We start from the raw sequence: 22,927 nt of genomic DNA on the forward strand, positions 1-22,927 counted from the left end.
ATCAGGCTTATAGACTTTTCATTTGCCAATAGCCTTCGCCATTGGTTGCAAGCTGACTATGTAAATAATCGAGCGTGTCAGCAACCGTCCCTGCAATGCCTTGTGGTGGGTTAAATAACAGTAAGCCACTGCCAATCAGGCGATCATCCCCTTTCGGGTCGCGCAGTCGCAATTCCGACTTTATCGGACTTGGCAACAAGCCATCTTTCACCGCTGTCACACAGTGGTCCAATATTAGAGAGCTTCGATCATCTGTGTATAACGGATACCAAATTAACGCAGAGACTCTCTCCGACTGCTGATAGGCCTTAACCAAAGCATCAATCACCGCGAGATATTCGGAATCCGTTTCGTAAGGTGGGTCGATAACTATCAGGTGATGGCTGTCATGTTTCGCAACATCGTCAGGCAATGCTTTAAGCCCATCGCCCGCAGTAATGGTCAGCTTGCTAGAGACATCGAGATCACGTTGCAACTTCTCAATGTTGGTTTGCAGTAAATCGGCTTCATCTTGCTGAATGTCTGAAAAATAGAAGCTATCTTGGCTGCGACCTTGTTGATAGGTAATCGCCGCCGAACCGGGGTACAGCGTGATAAGTTGATTCGGATTGTAGTATTCCAACACCGACATAAAAGAAGCGAATGACTCAGGAAGGTAAGCCTTGTTTCGCCAAAGGTACCCAACCCCTTCTGCAAATTCGCCTGCGTGATTACTTGGCGCAGTGGTTAGGTCATAACACCCAGTACCTGAGTGAGTGTCGATAACATTGAGGCGCGAATGCTGCTGCATTAATGACTGAACCAGAGCACTTAATACAGGGTGCTTCAGTGCATCACCGTGGTCGCCTACGTGACATTGATGTCGATATTCCATTCCCTTGCCTCATTTCTACTAACGTCATATAAACATACTTCATATCATTAGTACTTGCCTGCTCAATCCGTCGTTTTTTGAAATAGGCTCTCTTTTCCTAACTGTTTGACTCTTAAATAAAATAAAGCCCTTCGTTCGGTTAAAAACGAAGGGCTAAAGTGAACTCACTTACTGAGTTGCAGCATTATCAAAATAGATAACCTAAGGGTACTCACCCTCAACTTCTACAGGTGGTTTTACTTGATAGTGACAAGGCTGTAAGCCAAGTAATTTCGGAAGAGTGATACCGACCGAAATTGAAGACCATGTACCACTCGCAATGCCTACTACTAATGCGATTGCAAAGCCTTGTAGCGCCGCGCCACCAAGCAACCAAAGCGCAGATACCGTCAACAAAGTCGTACCTGAAGTCACCATGGTACGAGAGAACGTTGCTTTAACTGATTCATTAAGCAGGTTGTCAGTATCGCCGTTAGGGTTGCCACGTAGCATCTCACGGACACGGTCAGCGATAATGATCGAGTCATTGAGTGAGTAACCTAGAATCGCTAATACCGCCGCTAACACCGTTAGGTTGAACTCAAACTGAGTCAAGGCGAATAAGCCGAAGATAATCGTCACGTCGTAAATGATCGCAGCCAGAGCACCTAGAGCTAAACGCCATTCAAATCGGACACTTAGGTAAAGCATGATCATTAAGAAACACACCAATACCGCTAAGCCACCTTGGTCAACCATGTCTTGACCCACTTGAGGGCCAACCACGCTGCTGTTAAGCACTTTCACTTGGTCACTCACCGATGCCAAAGCATCAACTAAATTGATCTGCGGTGCGTCTGTTATTTGGCTGTAGCGAATGGTCCAGCGGTCTTGCTCTGCCATGCCAACCACTTGCACGTCTTGTTGGAAAGCGGCATCAAGCTGTGTTTTCAGCGCGTCTTTGGTCACTTGATCAGAAAGTTGAACCTCAGCGACCACACCACCTGTAAAATCCAAGCCCCAGTTGAACCCTTTCACGGCTACCAGCATTACTGAGCTCATGAACAACACAATAGAGATTACCGACATCACCTTACGTAGGAGAGTCATATTACTATTTGAAAAATAGCGTTCTGAAATTGTCATTTTTGTTGAAGTACTCATGCTTAAATCCTTACATCGTGGCGTTGGTCACGCCCCCAAACCAAATTGATGATCGCTCGTGAAGCAAAAATGCCCGTAAACATACTGGTTAGAAGACCTAAGCCCAGTGTCAAAGCAAAGCCTTGAATTGGTCCGTTACCAATGGTGTAAAGAGCGACAGCTACAATCATTGTGGTGAAATTAGCATCGAAGATAGATGAGAACGCGCTATCGAAACCTCGATCGATGGAGCTAGCAAAGCTTCGTCCTTCTTTCATTTTGTCTCGAATACGTTCGAAGATAAGTACGTTAGTATCCACCGCCATACCAACGGTTAATACCAAACCAGCAATACCCGGCAGTGTTAATACCGCCCCCGGTAGCAATGCGATCAGACCAAACAGCGTTACCATGTTAACGATAAGCGCACCATTCGCGACCCAACCAAGACGACGATACCATAGCGCCATAAACGTAAGAGTAAGACCAAGACCAAGCGCAAGTGCAGCAAAGCCGTTAGTCACGTTTTCTGCGCCCAAAGATGGACCAATGGTACGCTCTTCAATGATGGTCACAGGCGCGGTTAATGAGCCAGCGCGAAGCAGTAGAGCCAACTCTTGCGCTTCAGCCATAGTGCCAGCACCAGTAATTCTAAAACGGCTGCCCAATTGAGATTGGATGTTCGCTACGCTGATCACTTCACTGGTTTTCTCGCTGTTACCAGCTCTGTCGCGGCTGTACTCGCTGTACACAGTCGCCATTGGCTTACCGATATTATGACGAGAGAATTCAGACATTTTCTTACCACCCGCAGAGTCTAGGGTGATGTTTACTTCTGCGCTGCCCATTTCACCAATGCCACTACGTGCATCAATAATGTGTTCACCACTTAGTACTGCTTTACGAGCGACAACCACACGGTTGCCATCGGTATCTTTTAGCGTTTGAGTGTTGCGCGTTGGGTTGTCGTAAACCGAGTAGAATGCCAATGATGCCGTGGCACCAATCACGTCTTTTGCAGCTGCAGGATCTTGTACACCCGGCAATTCGATACGGATACGGCTTTCACCTTGGCGTTGAATTGAAGCTTCGGTGATACCAAGCTCTTCAATACGGCTGCGCATGATCTGCAGGTTTTGTTGAACCGTTAGGTTACGTAGCGTTCTTTGCTCTTCTTCAGACTGAGTTAACGTTAGCGATTTATCTGAACGGTCACGTTGCCATTGTGGGAACTCTTCACGAATCAGTTTTTGTGCTTTTTCGAAATCTGCATCTGTACGGAAGTTAAATTCAACTTGGTTGTTCACCACTTTACCGCGTGCATAACGCACTTGGCTGGTGATCTCGTCGACCACAGATTGCGCTTGTGCGTGGTAAACCGGTTCCATGTCCACTTCTAGCAGGAACTGCACACCACCACGTAAATCAAGGCCTAACTGAATCGGTGCGAAGCCCATGTCAGTCAGCCATTTTGGTGCTGCTGGCTCCATCGCTAGCGCAACAGTCGCGTTGTCCAATAGGCGCTCATTCAGCACCTCTTTAGCCTTCGCTTGTTGTTCTGCATCTTCCAATATCACAACTAAACGCTTGTCTTTCTGATAAGCCGATTTAGCTTGGATGCCTTCGCTCGCGAGGTATTGAGTCACCTGCGTCGCGTCGATGGTTTGCTCAGAGCGATTGTTAATTTGAACCGAAGCATCTTCACCATACCAAGACGGTAAAGCGCTCAGAACCATGATGATAATGGTGGTGATAAGTACCACGTATTTCCACTTCGAGTAGTGGTTGATTTGTTTTCTTGGAATGCGTTTTTTCACAGTCAAGATCTCTTATTTCTTAAGCTAATATGTTGCGAACAGGTACGAAACTGACGACAACCAGACCAAACTGATTAAACGACAGCAGAGTGCATTCGCGAATTGTTTTGAGGATTGGCTAGAACAACGGGCACAAGGGATCGTCGATGCGACCAATCAGGGGCAAACGATTAGCTAATAAGTTCTCGGAAATGTGAATATTGGATGTTGCCCTCTTTCCACCCCGACAAACGGGAAGGCGGAGAGCTAACAATACTGGTCCAGTGCTGTTTGAGATCCAACATCGGGGTTGTCGCTAACAGCGAAGCCAGTAAAGAAGGGGGAGAGAAGTCAATCAGCAAGTGATAAGCAGGCTCAAGGTCGGGCGCGCTTTCTTGCTCATTGGTTGATATACGTCGGTAAGTCGTCGCTTGGAGGCTAGATTCAGTATCGTGATAGTTGGAGCTGTCACCTACTGACGAAGCGCCTAGCTGAGCTTTATCGCACTCTAAATAGGCCGATGGGTCATCAATTGCAGCGTTCTTACACTGTTTATTGACTGAGGATTGCTGTTGAGCAGTCTCGATTTGAAACGGCTTAGAAGGAAACGAATAGCCGTTAGAATTCACTAAGCCAAAGCTCAGTAAAAATAACATTAAGACTAATCGGGTACCCAGTTTAAGCAATCTAATATCCAAACAACATTCTCGTAGATCGCCAATCTACAACACAATTGAAACGCTGTCTTGATTTAAAACATTTTTTTAGAAAATGGTTCAATGCAACCGATTAAGCTTCAGTGCTTCTAAAAAAAGAAAAAGCCAAGCAATTAGGCTTGGCTTTCCATTACGTATGCGTCCAACGCTGATCGTTATGACGTTTTATAGCTATTACACAGTATCAAAGCGATTAAGCTTCAGGACGCATGATGTTCTTAACCTTACGGCTATTCTCGCCAAATAGGTGATGGAGCAGAGCATTCATGTCTTCAACCGATATTGATTTAGCGACTCGGTCAACATCAGCCAAAGCTTCCACTCCATACCCATACAATAGATAACGAGACACAAACCACGCCTGATCGATAGAGCTTGCCTCTAGTGGCACGAAGTCAGCTTCAAACTGTTTTACTATCGAATGCAGTTCGTCTTCAGAAATACCTTGTAGGAGGTCTGAGATCACTCTATCAATCGCCATTTCAACAGTATCTACGTTCTCCGGCGCGATCATTGCTCCGATTACCCACTCATGAGTCGGTTCACCATCATTCGAAGCCGCATAAGCATAAGGTGAATAATCTAAACTCAACTCTTCACGAACATAAGAGTCTAAACGAGATGCGACTAAACGTTGCAATAAGTCTTCCATGAAAACATCTTTTGCAGTCCAGCCTCCACTTTCTATCGTCGTCGGCTCTGGAATCACTCGTAAGATATATTCCGCACTATTTACGTTGTTGATCGCGACATCAATACGTGGTTTCGCTGGTTGCTTGTACTCCACTTTGAAGTCTGGCACCGTCCCCGCTTGCAATGGAATTGAAGCTAAGTACTTACGAACTAGAGGTTTCAACTCACTTGGGTCGATATCACCAACGACCACCAACTGGTTGTGTCTTAGTTGACCAAATAATTGTTGATGAACAGCACGGACATCTTCAACAGAAACCGCTTTAACACGCTCTTTATTTACGAATAGATGGCGGCTTCCCGAGCGATAAATATTTTGATTGATCACTTGTTCAAATTGACCAACAGGCGTACTTAGGAAGGACTCTTTATCTTGCACTAGCTCTTGCTTCACAGCTTCAAGCTGATCAGAATTCACTTTAGGAGACACCATGAAGGTATATAGCGCAGCAAACGCGTCACTCATCCCATCTTTTTCGATATTAAACTCAATGCCATGTCGCGTCGAAGAAATAAAAGAATCGACTAAAATCCCTTCACGATCAAAGTAGGCTTTCAGCTCAGATCCCGTAAAGTCACCAGCACCACTTCGAGCAATAACAGGTAATGTCACATTTGCAGCTGCGTATAAATCCGGATCCAACGCCGCTTTACCGCCAAGACTCACGTACATTATTCCAACATCGTCTTTCGCGTATGAATCACGTAGGTACCACATGTCGATACCATTACTTAAAGTCCACTTTTGAATATTTGGATCGGCGTACATTTGCTCTACCAATTCAACCTCGCCGGGTACGGTAGGCGAAGCAAATGCACTGGCTGTTGCCGTTACGAATGTCTGTGTACCCTGCTGACTATAAGAAGCTTTTAATCCATCTAGAGAAGCCAGAACCGCTGTGCGATCCTCATTGTCATCCATGCCGACAATCAAAAAGTAATCACTCGAAAGGACTTCTTTGATATTTTTATTAATCGCTTCAAGGCTTAAATTAGCAAGAAAGGCTTCCATGCTGGCCTGATAGTCTTTTTGAGATTGGACAATATCGCCAGACAGTGATGCGTTCACTTTATCGTTCACGTGATCCACACTGTCCCTTTTATCCCAGTCGTGCTCAATATCATCCAGTGAGTCTTGATAATAATGGAGCTCACTCGCAATTTCTCCTTCAGAAACACCGTAATCACGTAACGACGTTAAAGTAGAAACCAACGCTTTCTGAACCGCATCACGGCTGCCTGCTGGGAAGCCAACACTTGTCGATGAATAAAGCAGAGCACCCAACCTGATGTTATCTGATGTTATCCATTGCGTCGGTAGCGCTGCATCATTAAAGTCTGCCTCTAAACGCTGCTGAATAAGAATCTGAGTGGTTTCATCCAACCAACGCTGATGTTGTTGAGCGTGGGTTTCAACAGTGTTTAAACCTCGGTTAAACGTCAAAGAAATACTCGGAGCTTCTCTGCCAGCATATTCAATGTAGTCACCTTCATTGAACGAAGTCGTATTCTGCTTTTGTGGCTTTGACGTTTTACCGCGCTCCCAGCTCGAAAATTTCTCTTCAATCATTGGGATCACTGTTTTAAGGTCCACATCACCAGAAACCACTAGCTCAACGATTTGAGGTTGATACCAAGTTTGGTAAAAGTCGGTAAGCCCTTCCGACGTGGCAGCCACAACCGAAGCTTTAGTTCCTAGCGCATCTTGCGATTCATAAGGGCTGCCTTCGAATAGGTAATCAACATATTTCTCGGGGAACGACTTATCATCGAGACGAGCCATACGAAACTCACCAAGAATCACTCCCTTTTCTTTTTCAACTTCCGAACTAGAGAGATCGAGGCCATCGCCAACGTCACGCATCCAAGTCAAGGCTTGCTCTAATTGGAGGTTATCTGGCAAATCTAATTCATACACCGTCTCTTCATAAGAGGTATAAGCATTTAAGTCCGCACCGAAACTAGAACCCGCATCTTCAAATAGACGAATAACATCGTTTTGAGAGAAGTTCTTGCTGCCATTGAATGCCATGTGCTCGACAAAGTGAGCATAGCCTTCTTGTTGAGGTGTTTCTTGAATGGAGCCCGCGTGCACAACTAAACGCACAGATACCGATGCTTCATGATCAGGATAAACATGGTAGGTAAAACCATTGTCCAGTTGAGCAGATGTCCAGGCAGGATCTGGTTGAATTAAAGTTTCATTGGTTTTTGATGTAGAACTGCAACCAACCAGGGCAAAGCATATTGCCGTCACTAAATAATATGTCTTCATAACAACCTCTTAATGTCATTCACTGACAATATACAGATTGAGCTAACGATTATTATTTAATATTGAACCGAGTGAGTATCTTTGTGATTTTGATCTACATTTTATAAATCACCATGCGATTTGCGAGATCGTTACATACTTTTAAACCACTTCTCTACATGCCTTTAAACAGAGCTTGCGAGGCACGGCTGATTGGCAACTTCTCACCGGATACATACGCCGACATCTGGCCGGATAGTCCTTTTTTGACCTTATCAATAGCCGACACTTTCACTACCACTGAACGATGGATCTGCCAAAACTCATCTGGATTAAGTTGAGCGAGTAACTCCTTTAGAGATACACGAAGAATAAACTCCTCTAATAGCCCACTCTGCCCTTTCTTGAATATCGATACGTACTTATCTTCTGCTTTGAAATACGCCACATCATCAACGGCGATCAAGTGAATGTCTTCGCCAACACTGGCTTTGAGCCACGTGAGATACTTTTTCTGCGACAGATAAGGAGGCTGCGTTTGCTGTGACGCCGATTGTGACAATTGCTGAAGTTGACTCATGAGTGCTGCGATGTCGGGTTGTTCTGGCATGTGACCGGACTGTGTTTGATTACTTGATAAGCGCGCTTGAATCTTCTGACAGGTAGCAAGCAGTCGCTCTTCATTGATTGGCTTGAGTAGGTAATCTATCGCATTGTGCTCAAAAGCTTTAACCGCATACTCGTCGTAAGCCGTTATGAAGACCACTAGCGGTGGTGATGTAAGCTTGTTCAGTTGTTTGGCTAGCGAAATACCATCAAGCTCTGGCATGCGAATATCAAGAAAGGCGACATCAGGTTGTAGCTGCTGAATACTCTGCATAGCCTCTGTCCCATTTTTTGCCTTGCTGACAATCTCTAGCTCAGGCCAAACCTCAGCAAGACTCTTATCCAAGTGGTGTCTTAACAGTGCTTCATCGTCTGCAATAATTGCCGTCACGCTGGGCTTTAGTCCTGAGTTGATCATTATTCTTCCTTTAAATTCACACTGTAAATCGTCTACTTTTGCCATTGCTCTAAGAGCCAAGGCACAGCCCCTAACGTCACGGCTTAACCATTTCTAGACATCGCCATCAGTCAACGGCAACAAGATAGTCGACACCACGCCGCCAGTCGCTTGCTCTGTGATCGTCAGGCTCGCCTTATCTCCGTATAGGGTAGCAATACGCTGACGAATATTACTCAATCCAACACCATGGCCAGCAGAAATTGACGGTGCTTTCAGCCCCACGCCACTGTCTGAGACTTCAATTTTCATCTGGTCGTCTTGCTGAACAATTCGGATATTGACTTCACCACCAGTAGCCTTAGGTTCAATTCCGTGTGTTAACGCATTCTCAACCAAAGGTTGAATCAAGAAAGGTGGAATCACTTGCTGCTCACTGATGTCGTTGGTTTCAATCGAGAACGTCAAACGCTCATCTAATCGTACCTTCTGGATGTTGAGATAAGCATCTAGCAGATCGACCTCTTGAGCTATGGTCGATTGCTCAGTACGGCTGTTCTTCAGGGTCACTCGCAACAAGTCAGTCAGTTTTTCAAGCATCAACTTAGCTTTGGCGCTGTCACTCTCGATCAATACATTGATGGTCGCAAGAGTGTTGAACAAAAAGTGCGGCTCAATTTGACTTTGCAGCTGTTTTAACTGGCTAAGTACGACCACCTTTTCTTGATCAGCTTGGCGACGCTTAGCCACCTCTAATTCATTATCGGCACGCAGCTGCTGCTCTCTTGTGTAGAAATAGTAATAACAAACGGAACAGAAGATCACACCAAGCAGCATCACCGACTTAAGATCGGAAAGGTTCGAACCGAAAAAGCCGTTCAACCAATAGTGCGCATTCAAGGTACCCACCACCATAGCAATGAGCATTGAAACACCAACTTCAAATACGCGAGACTCACGTTTAAACCACTTAACTAACACAAACGAAGAGCCAACCGCGCTGTAACCAAAACCGAAGCTGATGGCCAAATTAAGTGTTAACCCGCCTCCCCAAATCGTATTGGTTGTAATTGCAATAAGAACGCAAAATAGCGTGGTGAACGCAAAGCTTTTAATCCATGAAAAGCGACTGTTTGAAGAAGTGTCCATTAAAATCGTCCTTTGATATTTAAAAGAATCATATGACTATCCGGTAAGTTGGCGTAAGCAGAATCACTTTTACCGCCTAGAAAGCGTGCAGCAAGTTCCAATTCCAACGATGAATCGCCATTATCGAAAGCCTGATAATTGAGCCACTGCGTAGCAATAAAGCCACCATCTTCGGGAGACAGCATGACATCAAATGTTGGCGTGATATCTTCAAGCCAGCCATGTGTCGAGTCCAAAGACCAGTGAAACATGAGGTTGTGTTGAACCAAATTGGCGTGTTGATAGCCTTGAGCGTAAGAGCCCGCCAACGATGTTGTCATGGGATTAAGAGACAAATACTCCGCATTATCTAACGCGCTTTGCCACTCGGAATCACTCCAAGCGCGGCTATCAAACCAGTATTCCAGTACTACATTGTGGCCCGCCTCATTGGCCCACGTCAGTCCAACCAAGGCCTGGTATGCCTCGCCCTGCTCTTCTAGATAAACCGGTTTATGCAGTGAATTGGGCTGGTTGTAACCCAAACTTTGTCGCTGATAAACCATCGAACCATGAAACTCCCACGCGAGGTTTAATACCGACACCAAGCTCGCTCCAAGCAAACCGTGGCGTACATCGTCGTAATAAGCGACCCATTGATATTCGTGATCGCCTACTAGGTTATAACGACGTAAGCCAACCCCTTGTTGCTGATTCTGCTTTTCGAATTGATTCACCTCTTGGGAAGTCCATGATGAGTCGCTGTAAAGCAGTGTCCATTCGCCCGTCATATCGAACAGTGACGCTGAAGCCACACCTGCGCCCTCTTCTGCGACAATGCCCACTGGGTTTTGTCGGTAAGGCTTGATGATGTCTAAAGGTCGGTAGCCATAACCAACGCCCCAATCTAGGCGAACTTTTCCAAGCGTCACATCAAGATAGTGGTCACCGAACGCTGAATTCGACACCTCAACACCACCTTGCCAAAACAACTCACGCACGATGAATTCCGATTCAAAGCTCGCATCTTGTTCTTGAGGGTTATTGCTTTGAATATCGTTGGCTTTCACTGCAAACAGGCCAAGCCAATTGCCATATCCAACTTCAAGATCCAGTAAGCCATTGAGTGACTGACGATTGTCAGATGCGAAAGGGCTAAATGGCGACTCTCTCGATTCAACGCCCTCAGCACTCAGTTGCCAGTCCCACGCTAGGCTCAGATCATCCGCTTGAATCGTGTTACTCACACAAGACAAAGCAAGCAAAGTAACGGCTGAGTACTTGATGTGAAACTTGCGATTGAGAACTTTCATTCCAGCCACCTAAAGCCCAGAAACATTGTTACGCGATAAATAAGCGGGGTTGTAATACTTGTCTGCCAAGGCTTGTTCGCTTACCTCGCGGTATTCAATCACGGTTTTCTTACTTGGTTGAATCTTATCGAGTAGGGTCATCGACACCACACTTGGCAAGCCATCACGCACGCCTTCAGTAAACCACGCTTGCTTAGCTAGCTTTCCTGAACGCAGATACAGATCAGCTTTGACTGGAAATGCTCGGTCTGCCGTTAACCACAGATCGATGGATTGATAACTCGCGCCCTTAGTTTTTGCGGTGAGTTTCAAGTGATGGGTATCAAGCTGATCACCACTTGGCATCTCAACCGATTGTTCAGCAACCCACTCGCCTTGGTAGTCTTCGCTCCAAGTCAGTGTTGATATATCACCAACTGAAGCTTCACCAAGCAATTTTTGCATAGGGGTGATACGAATTGGACGGCGCGACTTCGGCATCAATAACCAATAGTTATCCTCTATCATCAACATCTTTTGACCCGCCTCGACTGCCGACTTAAACACGACCAGCGACTCTCGGTTTGGCCTTGTGTAGACGTTGTATTCGCGGGTTTTGTCTAGTTGCTCGTCTTGATATAGCGCGACCAGAGATACCACTTTTGATGCCTGTTCGCTGTTCAAACGGTAGCTGTCTGCCTTAGCAATCATCTCGGTAACTTGCTGTGAATCGATAGCCCAGCTTGATGCCGATGCTAGAGCCAAGGCCAACGCAGAACCTAAAATAGTGAGTGAACGAGTAAATTTATACATAAACCAGCGCCTCCGTGATTGGCTTATTTACGCCTTTTCGAGCAGAGAAATAAGCGGCTAGCAAACAGATCGTCAGTACACCTAAGGTGGCGTAACCAACCAATTCCAATGAGAAGTAAATATTGAGTGGGTAACCTTCAGTTCGACCCGGAGGTGGTGGCATTTGCACATCAATCACCAGCAATAACACCGACACTAAACCACTCACTAATGCGCCTATCGCACTACCAATCACAGCCAATAATCCCGCCTCTTTTAGAAAACCCGCCACGATTTCAGATGGGTAACTGCCGAGTGCCGATAAGGTGCCGATTTCACGAGTGCGTTCCGTCACCGACATGGTCATGGTGTTGAACAGAGACACAAACACTACCAATGCCATCACTGCGCCCATGATGCCGAAGATACGGTCGTAAAGGTCTTTAACCTTGGTGTAGAAAAACGCGCGATCTTGCCATGGAGTGATCTCAATACCTGAGCCCTGTTGACCAACTTGCTTGTCCAAAGCCAATTGGATGCGTTGTTGAACCGTCGAAGTCTTGTTGGTTTCAAAAAGAAATACCGACAAGGTGCTGACTTTGTCTGAAGCCAAAAGCTCTTGTGCGGTGGTGATGTGCACGTACAACTGACGTTTGTCTAGCTCAGGAACACCAGTCGAGTAGATACCCTGAACCTTAAAATCGAAAGCGTTGAGAGCGCCGTCACTGGTGGTGGCGAGCAGCGTTACCCAATCACCAACGGCCACTTTGAGGTTGCGAGCAAGGTCGGTTCCGAGCATCACTTGTGGCTCTTGGCTGTCGTATCTTGGTGATTTCACATCAGAGAGAGTTTGACCACTGCGCACATCAAGGAATGGTCCTTTCATATCGAATTCTCGCTCATTAACCCCTGTTCCCATAAAGATGGTCGACTTGCTGCCGTTAGACACCAAACCACTAAAGTAAACTCGTGGCTGAACACCACGCACATCGCTGTCGCCAATAATGCTCTTGGTGAGCGCTTGAACGTTATCCAGACCATTACTCAGCGGCATATCTTCGTCTTGTTCAAAATAGCCTGGTGTGCTGAGTGTTAAATGCCCTGTATCTCGCGCGGTCGACTCTCGTAAAGATTCATAGGTATAGAGCCCATAGCCACCCGCCGAGGTGAGTGCAAACACGGCAATCGCCACAATCAGAACAGACAATAAGCTACGGCGGCCATTTCGTAGCAAATTCAGCCACGCCAAGCGAAGCGATTGCAAAAAGCCAAACTGCATTAACTTGCCCATGAGATTGCCTCCTTGTTTGACACTGAAGAGACCAATTTGCCATCCACCAACTCAATCACACGGTCGCAACGGTTAGCCATCCTTGGATCATGGGTCGCAACAATAAAGGTGGTGCCAAACTCGTGACAAAGCTCGCGCATAATATCGATCACGTTATTAGCGGTGTGGCTGTCTAAGCTCGCTGTCGGCTCATCGGCGATTACTAAGCTTGGGTTGTGGATTAGCGCTCTGGCTATTGCGACACGTTGCTGCTGGCCACCTGAAAGATTGTCTGGGCGATGATGTACATATTCGCCTAGCCCAACACGATCCAACATGTCCTGAGCTCTGGCCTGTTGTTCTTGTTTCGAGCATTGGTTCAACATCAATGGATATGCGACGTTCTCAAGCGCGGTCATCACCGGAACAAGATTGAAGCGCTGAAACACAAAACCCAACGACTGGCGGCGAAAACGCGCAGCGGCAATTTGCTCTGTTGGGTACGCTTTGCCATCAATAGTTATCTCACCTCGATAGTCCATATCCAACAAACCTAGGATGTTCAGCAGTGTGCTTTTTCCCGATCCCGACGGGCCACACAACGCCACCATTTCACCGCGCTGGATATGTCCATCGACCCCGCTTAATGCATCAACACGTTGACCACCCGTGACATATGCTTTGCCGATATCTTTAAATTCAATCATTCCTCTGTCCTCCGCTAACCCATCATTCTTAAGCGTTCGCAGCTGTTATTTGGCTTTCGCTATTAGGGCTTTAGCCGTCATTGTCTCGATGTTTCCGGCATCGGTGCTTTCCATTTTTTCAAGCCACACCTGTGCTTGCTCGAAGTCTTCAGCACGAATCGATGCGGTAATGGCGTAGCGATAAATCCATGAGGTTGCAGAGAAGTGCTGTTGTTGAAATTCATCTTCCGCGAGTAGCGAGAGGAACAAGTCGTAACCGCGATCAAAGTGGTTAAACATGTCTGGAAGAGAGGTGTAAGTCACCGCGGCCATAGCGCGAGTCAGGTAAGAATCTGGTAACCCTTGAACACGAGGTTGTTCATGAATGGGCTGGTCTTCATCTTTCAGCAACACCAATGATTTATCTATAATCGATAAGCCCTTTTCTACATACTTCATCTTGTTCCAAGGTAAGAACGCATCACGCCCCATTAAGGTTTCTGTGCTGCCTAAATAGACCAAGGTTAGTGGTGTTGCACCGTCTTGTTGCAGTGTGTCATTGAGGCGCTCATAGGCCACCTCGACTAGGTCTTCATTGCCTTGCGCGGCTTGGTTGTAAATATCAAGCACGTCTGAACTTGGATTAGCTAGCGCCAGCGTAGGGGCGATTGAAGCTAACCCAATTAAAAGTGAACGACGAAACAGAGCAGTAAATGAGTTGTAAGTGTTTGAAGCAGTCATGATTTCTAATCCCTTTCAAATGTTGACGTTGAAAGGTTAACCACAAACTGTCACGTCGTTTTATCAATGCGACGAATGGTAATAATGAGGAGTGAATGGTTGAGTGAAGACGTGAATGAAGAAGATAAGATATAAAACAAGCGAAACGATGAAGAGCGGAGATGAATCAGAAAGCAATGGACAGATAAGACTAAAAAGCCACAATAAAATAAGCTTCATTGTGGCTCTTTGGGGGGGATTAGTTGCTAAGGTTGTAATCCTGTAATGTCGCTAAATTAAATGTCATACCTTTTCCTCGCCAGAAAAAGTTACCTCTATCCAGAGCATCAAAATAGTCGGTTTTAATTGTAAAGTCAGTCGTTCGATCGACAATCTCATCTAAGGTCAGGTTATCCTCATCCAAGTAGTCATAAGAACATGTTGCTGCGCCGTTTTCTTTAGGTTTAAACAAAGCGTGTTTCCCATCACTTTCTCTCAATGTGACACAGCGACCTACAGTTAACCCATCAGAGTCAGTACTTGTTAGATATATATTGATGTAACTGCCCGGATTTCCGACTAGGTTGTTTGTAATTAAAGAATCAATACCCTCTTTATAATCACCGATGGTTTTGCCTTCATCTCTATAGTTTATCCATACTTTTGGCTCCTCAACGTCCCATGTAATCGCCGTCGTATCACCATCAAACACAAAAGAAGTCAGTCCGCGGCTATTTTGCTGATGTACACTTGACGCCAGCGCCTCTTCTTGAATCAAGCCTACATCAAACTTACGGATATCTAAACGGACTTCATCTGTGTAAGGCGTTCCATTAACAGAGGTGCTATTTGAACGCCAAAACATATTACCGATGTGCAATTGCTCTATACCTTCAGTTTGAATTTCTGAAATCAACTCCTTCAAACACTCCTCATCAATTCGACTGAGATCACCTTGCGTCACATCTTTTATGATCGCATTACTTTCATCTTCAGCCCCCAAAACACATTGAAGGATCGATGTCATGTCTAAGTCGTTCATAACAAAAGATGAATTCACAAGGTTCTTACCATAAGTATCTACGAATTCATTCCAACTCAAAGTTGGTTTATCGGCAATGTTAGTCTTAACCTCAGAGACGACTCCCCCCTCTCCGAAGTAAACAATAAACGCCATTTTATCGGTATGCTTACTCGCATTGTCGAGATAGATATTCATCCACCCTTCTTCTGGATTGTTTATATTTTCAATATCTACGGTTGGTTCTTTATAAGCTTCTAGCGGGTATCCAGAACTTACGTGGGGTCCATGTAATGTAATGACATTGTATTCGGAATCAAGAACGCCAGAATTTGAATGAATAGAAGAGGATCCCTCTTTTGCATAGCTCGCTACGTGGTAAATAGTATTGCCTTCCTCATCAAAGGAATAGCTAATTTCATCTGCGCTTTTCACTACAAAGTCACTTAGCTCCTCACTTTCAACTGTTACACAATGATAATCCATAGCAAAATGCTCGGAAGTTGTGCTTACCGAGTTAGAACATGCATTGTTTACTTCAGACTCTGCAGACAAGTTCATCTCATAGTAATCATGCATCCCAACATCACTCGACTCTTCTATCGCTTGATAAGCTACAACACCATCAGTCATGGAAACAACCAAATCTGCAGCTTCACCTTTTTGATAAAAAGTTACGGCAGTTTTATCTTCACAGGTACCCTGCACCATCCCTAATTGAGCTGCATTCACATTGTTACAATCAACTGAAATCGCTTGCCAAGAATCATTGTTCATCGGGATTGTCACCGGTGACTCACTATTTACTGTCGTGGCGTCTGCAGCTAGCGTGTAACTCATCTGAACACTATCAATATCATTAGGGTGAGAGACGGTTAATAATGCTGAGCCTGAAAATGTAACCTCTACCGGTTCATTTAATTTAAGTTCGCTAATTTGCTGCTCTACCCCGGTGTTATCAGTAACATGTAATACGTAACCTTCAGAAGTCACATGATGATTGAACTGATCTTGTGATGATAGGTTTTCACTATTTGATAGTGTAACCGTGGTGCTCATTGTCGAAGGTTCGCTCGGAGAACTTGAGTCATCAGAGTCAGAGCATCCCATCAAAGAGATACTTCCTATTATTGCCATTGCAAGAGAGCTAAATTTTATGTTCATTTGGGGTAAGCCTAAATTTGTAATGATTAAATTCAGAGCGATCCTAAATGAACCAAATCATGTTATTTATCATTTTACGCCACTCTTAAAAATGGCTTATTCCTCAGAATGAATCGCAGAAAAAGCGAAAGGGGTGGAAGTTGAAATAGATATCAGAATAGGTAGCCCAACAAATTTACGACTCAAACATTCCCCTAACCCATACAAAAATAGCCGCTAATCAGCGGCTATTTTTAGTTATCTATACGAAGCTTCTATTTTCTATTTCTTCGATTCTTCAACCACGGCTTTCATTAACACCGAGGTATCCATGCGGCCTTCACCTTGTGCCGACAGTGCTTTGTACGCGTTGTTGGTCTTTTCAGTCAGAGGGAGTTTCACGCCTTGGCGCTCCGCTTCATCTAAGCAGAAACCTAAGTCTTTGATCATCCAATCAATGGCGAAGCCGAAATCGAACTTGTCTTGCGCCATAGTGGTCGCGCGGTTTTCCATCTGCCACGAGCCAGCCGCGCCATTTTTAAGGCAATCAACCAGCGTTGGGATATCCAAACCTGATTTTTCAGCAAGCACTAAACCTTCAGATAAGCCATTCAACACACCAGCAATGCAGATCTGGTTAACCATTTTTGCGCGTTGACCTTGGCCGACTTTACCCATCAGAACCGACGATTTTCCGTAAGCTTCGAACACAGGTTGAAGGTCGTTGAATAGCGCTTGTTCACCACCACACATGATAGTTAACACGCCGTTTTCTGCGCCCGCTTGGCCACCAGACACTGGTGCATCCATAAAGCGAACGCCTGCTTTGTTCGCGGCAACTTCAAGCTCTTCCGATAACAGTGCTGACGTCGTGGTGTGGTCGACAAGAATCGCATTTGGCTTCATCGCCGCCAATGCCCCTGTTTCGCTCGTCGTCATGCTACGAACATCATCGTCATTACCCACACAAACAAGAACAACATCCGCCTCAGCTACACACTCCGCTACGCTCTCAGCGGCTTTACCTTGATATTTATCAGCCCAATCTACTGCTTTGCTGTGAGTACGGTTAAATACCGTCACCTCGAAACCGGCCTTAACTAGGTGACCTGCCATTGGGAAACCCATAACACCCAGTCCGATAAAACTTACTTTCATTTGTTGCTCCTTTTTATGAGGCGGGCGCTTCGTTATGAAAAGATCGAATGCTCTCAATCAGTGCATCAATCAGTAGCGTCAACGCCTTAGGCTGATATTTTCTCTCTTTGTACACTAAATACGCCTGACGGTCACCTCGGTGATACTCAGGTAGCAGCTGAATGAGATCCATATTGGGCGAGATATGACGAAAAGGTAGTGAGGCTACACCTAAACCGTTTTCCACCGCTTCCGCGACTCTGTGGATGTCATTGACTACAAACTTAGGTTGAATGGTAATGTTCTGCTCTAACTTATCATCTTTATAAAGGGGGATATCAGTAACATGGTCAACACTGACCCAGTCCTGCTGCGCCAGCTGTTGTGGTGTGGTAATCGCTCCTTTACGCTGCAGATATCTCTCAGTGGTAAAGAAACCATGTTTAGCCTTAAACAGCGGGCGCGCAATCATCCCTTCAAGGTTTGAGATGTTAAATGTCACCAACAGATCCCGATCGGTTTCTGGGACTAAATGCTGCTGACTTAACACCAGATCGAGCTGTACCTTAGGGTACTGAATCAAAAAGCTCTCGATAGTATTGCTCAGAAAGCTGCCATAAAAGTTGTGCGGGACAGTCAGCTTGATCTTGCCTTGAATAACATCTTTGCCTTTGACCAAATCCAAAAAGCCCGCCTGCAGCGACTCCATACCACTACTGAGCGACTGGAATGCGGCTTCGCCATCTTTAGTCGCCACCAACTCACGTCCCTTTTTCTCAAGCAGACGAATACCGAGGCGCTCTTCTAACGCGGACAAGCGGCGGGACATGGTAGAAACAGGGAGTTGCAGCGAACGTGAAGCTGAGAGCAGAGAGCCCTTTTCCACCACAGCACAAAATAAAAACAGATCATCAATGTTTCCATATATGGAATTCATAGTTCTTTATGTGCCTATTTTTCTCATTAGTGGATACGAGTAACCTTAACTCAACAAACAGGAAAAATCATTAGGAGCAGAGATGAATAAAAAACTTCACTATGTCACTGCGATACTATCTTCACTCGTCATGGCAACGCTGATGTCAGGCATTATTTCAGGCACCAAGATGGGCTTCAGCCACGATTGGCCGCCAGTTTGGTTCAACAGCTTTTTAGTCGCGTGGCCATGCGCATTAACCTTGAGCCTAACGTTACTGCCGCAAGTGAAAAAGCTCGCAGAATGGATATGTAAACCAAGAGAGTCACAACAACCCCAAATGGAGCTATGTGATGATTAGGGCGCGATGAAAGGTTTTGTGATGAGTGGTTTTTTGTAATGATTGAAGTCTAAAAGCGCCGATTTTTTCATCGTTCCGGCGGAACAATGATCAAGGTAAATTGGCAGACATAAAAAAACCGAGCACTAGGCTCGGTTTTTTATTAACTGTTGTAACTGTAAAAATTACAGCTCAGCGTTGTGGTAAACCTGCTGAACATCATCACAGTCGTCAAGCATGTCTAAGAACTTCTGGAACTTCTCAGAATCTTCTTCCGCTACCGGCGTCATAGTTTGAGGAACGAAAGTGATTTCCTCAACATCTAGAACTAGCTCAGGGAACGCGTTAGTTAGTGCAGTCTTCGTTTTGAAGAACTCAGTTGTTGGAGCGAATACAGTGATTACACCATCTTCTAGCTCAACGTCTGTTACGTCTACGTCGTCCATCATTAGTGTTTCTAGGATGATCTCGTCGTCTTCACCTTTGAACTGGAATACAGCTTGGTGAGCGAACATGTGAGAAACAGAACCTTCAACACCGATTTTCGCGCCAGTTTTAACGAAACATTGGCGAACGTCTTGGAAAGTACGGTTGCCGTTGTCAGTTAGACAGTCAACGATTACGCTTGTACCGCCTGGGCCAAAGCCTTCGTAACGAGCTGGAGCGTAGTCTTCACCACCGCCGCCGTTTGCTTTGTCGATCGCTTTGTCGATAACGTGTGCAGGAACTTGGTCTTTCTTCGCTTTAGCAATAAGGTGCTTAAGCGACAGGTTCATGTCTGGATCTGAACCACCATTCTTCGCACACATGTAAATTTCTTTACCGTATTTGGAATAAACTTTAATTTTTGCGCCAGCAGTTTTAGCCATTGAGGCTTTGCGCACTTCAAAACTTCTTCCCATCGGGATCTTCTCTCTGATTCAATTAACGGGGCAAATTCTAGCAAATTACTGTGTCATTTCAATTCTACAGCTTTGCTGAGCAAGGTTTGTCTGCGGTTATGCGACGCCCATTACTCGTTTGTATTTTTCTACAGACTGTTCAAACCACGCCTTTTCATCTGGGTCACCGAGCTTCATTGCTTCTTCAACAATGGCTTCAGGGCCACATTTAGCCTGCTTCAATTTCCATACTAGAAACGATGCCTGCTTATCCAGTTCGATTTTGTTTTTCTCGCTGGGTGGAAGGAGTGAAAGGTTGATAGACATTAGTCGCCTTCGTCTGTAATACACTTGGCCGAGAAATATATCATAGAGCAGCCTCATAAAACCAATACTATGAGTAGCAGAAAGGATTTATGAGACAGGAAACCAGGCAAGTGCTGATGTAGGTCAAGCTAGTTTAGGAAAAGTGCGCTTGGTCGAAAGTGGCAGGGTCATTTAAGTTAAGCTTTGCTATATGGATATTGTTGAGTAATTAGGATACGTATAGAATGTTGAAACTATATTTGGGTGGATATTTCAATGAATTACGAGTCACAGATAAAGAAAACACGTTTATTATTAAAGGAGCTTTCTACAACAATCAAAAAAAATGGGCAAGGCCAGTATAGTTGGGAAATGAACTCCGATATCCTAATTGATAACATCCTTTCATATGATAAAAAACACACCTCATTGACAGCTTCAGATAAGATTCATTTTTTTCGCAATGCGTATATTTCAGCCTTGAAAGATAAGGAGTGTAAAACACAAGAAGCGACTTATAAAAAAGCATTCCATAACTACGAAAAAGAATGTGCAAAAATCCTAATGAACAAACAAAAGTTCAAAATAATTACCTCTGTTAGCATGACGTTGAAAGGTGGGATTCTAAAATCTAGGACGATTAATGAGTGTAATCTGAAGTTCTATAATGAACTTCCTAAAGCAGCAAAACGCAAACGTGATGTGGTTTTTGATAACACAAAAGAGTATAAAAACTTATACGAGAAACAAGAAGTATCTCAACATACTTATGTAATCATTACTGTAGATGCCCATAATGAACAAGCTGCGATAACAAAGGCACTAAACATACTTTCTGTTTATCGAGCATTAGTGCAACTCAGTTTAGTTAAATCCATATCGTTCCTGGCATGGAAACATGAAGACAGGTACCCATCTTCCTCAAAAATAAAAACTGGTAGATTTCACACGCTACACTCTGTTGATTTTAAACCTAATGAAAAATCAGCGTTTTGGTATGAAAAAGAGTATGAGCCATCAACAACTCGTCAAATCGATGTTAGGCCTTTAGACGATTTATTAGACACCTTTTTAAAACGATATAGAAATAGCAATATTCAAGAGCACATTAAAAAGTGCTTGATTTTATACATTGAAGCTCTGGACATAAATGATGGGGAGTTTCGTTTCACTAAACTTTGGTCTGTCTTCGAAGTATTGCTATCAGCGGACAATACAAGTGAGCTATCTAAAAGGATAAGCTCTTTCTATATAGATAAAGAGTTGACTGTAGAGAAAATGAAAGCTTCTAGGGAAGTTCGAAACAGAGCAATGCATGCTGGGATTAACGGCAACGATTACAGTATCAAGTGTTTTGAGCTGATGAATGTTTTTGAAAATTGTATCAAATTATACTTGAGCAACCCTTTCAGATTCAAAACGGTTAGCGACTTTAACGACTTTGTATCGTCTCCTAGGCAATTAGAAGATATTGACTCTCGCATCAAGACCTTACAAATTGCAAAAAAGTACTGTAATTTCAGTTAAATCTGGTCTAAAAACAATGGAGCTATCTGTACCTTCCTCCTAGAGCTAAACCACAGATACACCACACTCTAGAACCAAAAAGCTTGCCAGTATTCGGTTAGAACATTGGCAGGTTTTAAGTATAGAAATGAGTATGAGTGTATAAACCCTACTTCGGCAACAGATAGCGGGTGCTTCTGCCACCAGAACCAGATTTAACTAAGCAGCTATTCTCAGTCAAAGCGCTCAAATGACGTGTTGCTGTGGCACTACTCACCTTTGCTACCTTTTTATATTGACTAGCATTGATACCTTCTGAGAAATCACCATCAAGCATTCTATTAAGCACTTTCACTTGCTCTACAGTAAGCTTAGTTTGGTCGATGCTTCGCCAATAGTTGGCTTTATAAATGGTTTGATCGACCTCAGCGAAAACGCCTGTAAACGTCTCGTCTAATGTATCTAAGAACCACATCAACCAATCGCTGATATCGAGTCCCCCTTTCTGGGTTCGCTCCAATATCTCGTAATAATGTTTGCGATTAGCAAGTATCCCCACCGACATCGCATAGAAACGTACCGATTGCTTCTCTGCTTGTGCTAACGCCAAGTCGGTTAACAATCGAGTAATACGACCATTACCATCATCTAACGGGTGTAAGGTGATAAACCAAAGGTGAGTTATCGCAGCTCTAAGTAAGGGATCGAGTGTAGCGTCGGTAAGTGAATCATTAAACCATGTGATAAATGTATCTAGCTCAGCATCAAGAATGTCTCGGCTAGGCGCTTCAAAGTGCACGGTTGGGCGGTCAATTCTTCCTGATACCACTTGCATCGGAGCGTCACCTCGTAGCTGACCTCCAACTACAGGGTTAAACATGGTGTAGCCTTGAGGAAACAGTCTATCGTGCCAATGTAAGATCCTATCAAGCGCTAGTGGCTCTGTTAGGTTCTGCACCGCATCCAACATAATTTCAGCTAGGCCATCGGTTTGTTCTGTCGTAGGAAAAGGTCGCTCTTCACTCACGCCAAGTTTGTTGGCTAAAGAAGAACGAACAGAGAAGGCATTCAGCTTTTCTCCTTCTATCGCACTGGAGTGGACAATGTTCGCTAGCAAAGTATCGAGCATTGTTTGCGTTTGGTCTGCAGATTGAGAGGTAATCTTGCCCAATAAAATGCCCTGATTAAGCCGAACTTCTCTTAACCTCACGCCTATTCTCTGATTATCCCAAACAAAGTTTGGCCAATTATCTTGCTGCCAAATCCACATATTACGCCCCATGATGCGAAAATATTACTTATTCAAATCACATTATGAGGTGTTTAAGGTC

At 44.7% G+C, this 22,927-nt stretch carries 20 protein-coding genes; 2 read left to right on the top strand and 18 right to left on the bottom strand.

Annotated elements, in window-relative coordinates; genetic code table 11:
* Positions 1 to 7: 7 nt before the first annotated feature.
* The 15 genes from rlmJ to OH460_RS01470 all read right to left on the bottom strand — a co-directional run bounded on the left by rlmJ (position 8) and on the right by OH460_RS01470 (position 18,584).
* On the bottom strand, positions 8 to 874 hold the full coding sequence (gene rlmJ, locus OH460_RS01400; protein ID WP_239939992.1) for a 23S rRNA (adenine(2030)-N(6))-methyltransferase RlmJ: 867 nt from the start codon (positions 872 to 874) through the stop codon (positions 8 to 10).
* A gap of 201 nt (positions 875 to 1,075) precedes the next feature.
* The gene (gene secF, locus OH460_RS01405) at positions 1,076 to 2,017 is read right to left on the bottom strand and encodes a protein translocase subunit SecF (RefSeq protein WP_269994371.1); all 942 of its coding nucleotides are present in this window, start codon (positions 2,015 to 2,017) and stop codon (positions 1,076 to 1,078) included.
* Positions 2,018 to 2,019: 2 nt separating this feature from the next.
* A complete protein-coding gene (secD, locus tag OH460_RS01410; protein ID WP_171750685.1) occupies positions 2,020 to 3,819 on the bottom strand; it encodes a protein translocase subunit SecD in 1,800 nt (599 codons plus the stop codon).
* Between the two features lie 164 nt (positions 3,820 to 3,983).
* Positions 3,984 to 4,448: a hypothetical protein gene (locus OH460_RS01415; protein WP_239930915.1), complete on the bottom strand. Its 465-nt coding sequence runs from the start codon at positions 4,446 to 4,448 to the stop codon at positions 3,984 to 3,986.
* 253 nt (positions 4,449 to 4,701) lie between these two features.
* Positions 4,702 to 7,476 (bottom strand): insulinase family protein, encoded by a 2,775-nt coding sequence (locus tag OH460_RS01420; RefSeq protein WP_269994376.1) that lies wholly within the window; start codon positions 7,474 to 7,476, stop codon positions 4,702 to 4,704.
* A gap of 154 nt (positions 7,477 to 7,630) precedes the next feature.
* On the bottom strand, positions 7,631 to 8,479 hold the full coding sequence (locus OH460_RS01425) for a LytR/AlgR family response regulator transcription factor (protein WP_269994378.1): 849 nt from the start codon (positions 8,477 to 8,479) through the stop codon (positions 7,631 to 7,633).
* A 93-nt stretch (positions 8,480 to 8,572) separates the two neighbouring features.
* A complete protein-coding gene (locus tag OH460_RS01430) occupies positions 8,573 to 9,607 on the bottom strand; it encodes a sensor histidine kinase (protein ID WP_269994380.1) in 1,035 nt (344 codons plus the stop codon).
* Positions 9,607 to 10,899 carry a hypothetical protein gene (locus tag OH460_RS01435; RefSeq protein WP_269994382.1) on the bottom strand — a complete coding sequence of 431 codons (1,293 nt, stop codon included), beginning with the start codon at positions 10,897 to 10,899 and terminating at the stop codon, positions 9,607 to 9,609. Before OH460_RS01435 ends, OH460_RS01430 begins: the two co-directional genes overlap by 1 nt.
* Before the next feature lie 9 nt (positions 10,900 to 10,908).
* On the bottom strand, positions 10,909 to 11,691 hold the full coding sequence (locus OH460_RS01440) for an outer membrane lipoprotein-sorting protein (protein WP_269994384.1): 783 nt from the start codon (positions 11,689 to 11,691) through the stop codon (positions 10,909 to 10,911).
* Complete coding sequence (locus OH460_RS01445) at positions 11,684 to 12,961, bottom strand: ABC transporter permease (RefSeq protein ID WP_269994386.1); 1,278 nt, start codon at positions 12,959 to 12,961, stop codon at positions 11,684 to 11,686. Before OH460_RS01445 ends, OH460_RS01440 begins: the two co-directional genes overlap by 8 nt.
* Positions 12,949 to 13,647: an ABC transporter ATP-binding protein gene (locus OH460_RS01450; protein ID WP_269994388.1), complete on the bottom strand. Its 699-nt coding sequence runs from the start codon at positions 13,645 to 13,647 to the stop codon at positions 12,949 to 12,951. The genes OH460_RS01445 and OH460_RS01450 overlap by 13 nt, the downstream gene beginning before the upstream one ends.
* A 45-nt stretch (positions 13,648 to 13,692) precedes the next feature.
* The gene (locus tag OH460_RS01455; protein WP_269994390.1) at positions 13,693 to 14,367 is read right to left on the bottom strand and encodes a hypothetical protein; all 675 of its coding nucleotides are present in this window, start codon (positions 14,365 to 14,367) and stop codon (positions 13,693 to 13,695) included.
* A 238-nt stretch (positions 14,368 to 14,605) separates the two neighbouring features.
* Positions 14,606 to 16,531 (bottom strand): hypothetical protein, encoded by a 1,926-nt coding sequence (locus tag OH460_RS01460; RefSeq protein WP_269994392.1) that lies wholly within the window; start codon positions 16,529 to 16,531, stop codon positions 14,606 to 14,608.
* A 261-nt stretch (positions 16,532 to 16,792) separates the two neighbouring features.
* Positions 16,793 to 17,668, bottom strand: a complete 876-nt coding sequence (locus tag OH460_RS01465; protein ID WP_269994394.1) for an NAD(P)-dependent oxidoreductase — start codon at positions 17,666 to 17,668, stop codon at positions 16,793 to 16,795.
* 13 nt (positions 17,669 to 17,681) lie between these two features.
* Positions 17,682 to 18,584: a LysR family transcriptional regulator gene (locus tag OH460_RS01470; RefSeq protein ID WP_269994396.1), complete on the bottom strand. Its 903-nt coding sequence runs from the start codon at positions 18,582 to 18,584 to the stop codon at positions 17,682 to 17,684.
* 82 nt (positions 18,585 to 18,666) lie between these two features.
* Between OH460_RS01470 and OH460_RS01475 the strand changes: the two genes are divergently transcribed.
* Positions 18,667 to 18,924, top strand: coding sequence for a DUF2798 domain-containing protein (locus OH460_RS01475; RefSeq protein WP_269994398.1), 258 nt, complete (start codon positions 18,667 to 18,669; stop codon positions 18,922 to 18,924).
* 164 nt (positions 18,925 to 19,088) lie between these two features.
* On the opposite strand, the gene OH460_RS01480 is transcribed toward OH460_RS01475, so the two are convergent.
* Positions 19,089 to 19,805, bottom strand: a complete 717-nt coding sequence (locus OH460_RS01480; protein ID WP_017072329.1) for a YebC/PmpR family DNA-binding transcriptional regulator — start codon at positions 19,803 to 19,805, stop codon at positions 19,089 to 19,091.
* A 96-nt stretch (positions 19,806 to 19,901) separates the two neighbouring features.
* Entirely contained in the window at positions 19,902 to 20,111 is a 210-nt protein-coding gene (locus OH460_RS01485) for a DUF3283 family protein (protein WP_004736949.1), read from the bottom strand.
* A gap of 255 nt (positions 20,112 to 20,366) precedes the next feature.
* Here OH460_RS01485 and OH460_RS01490 point away from each other — a divergent pair, with 255 nt between their 5' ends.
* Positions 20,367 to 21,617 (top strand): hypothetical protein, encoded by a 1,251-nt coding sequence (locus OH460_RS01490; RefSeq protein WP_171761973.1) that lies wholly within the window; start codon positions 20,367 to 20,369, stop codon positions 21,615 to 21,617.
* Between the two features lie 148 nt (positions 21,618 to 21,765).
* Here the strand turns inward: OH460_RS01490 and OH460_RS01495 are convergent, their stop codons facing one another.
* Entirely contained in the window at positions 21,766 to 22,866 is a 1,101-nt protein-coding gene (locus OH460_RS01495; RefSeq protein ID WP_443088670.1) for a Fic family protein, read from the bottom strand.
* Positions 22,867 to 22,927 lie beyond the last annotated feature (61 nt).

It is taken from the genome of Vibrio sp. Makdt (genome assembly GCF_027587015.1).
GTDB classification, from domain to species: domain Bacteria; phylum Pseudomonadota; class Gammaproteobacteria; order Enterobacterales; family Vibrionaceae; genus Vibrio; species Vibrio chagasii_B.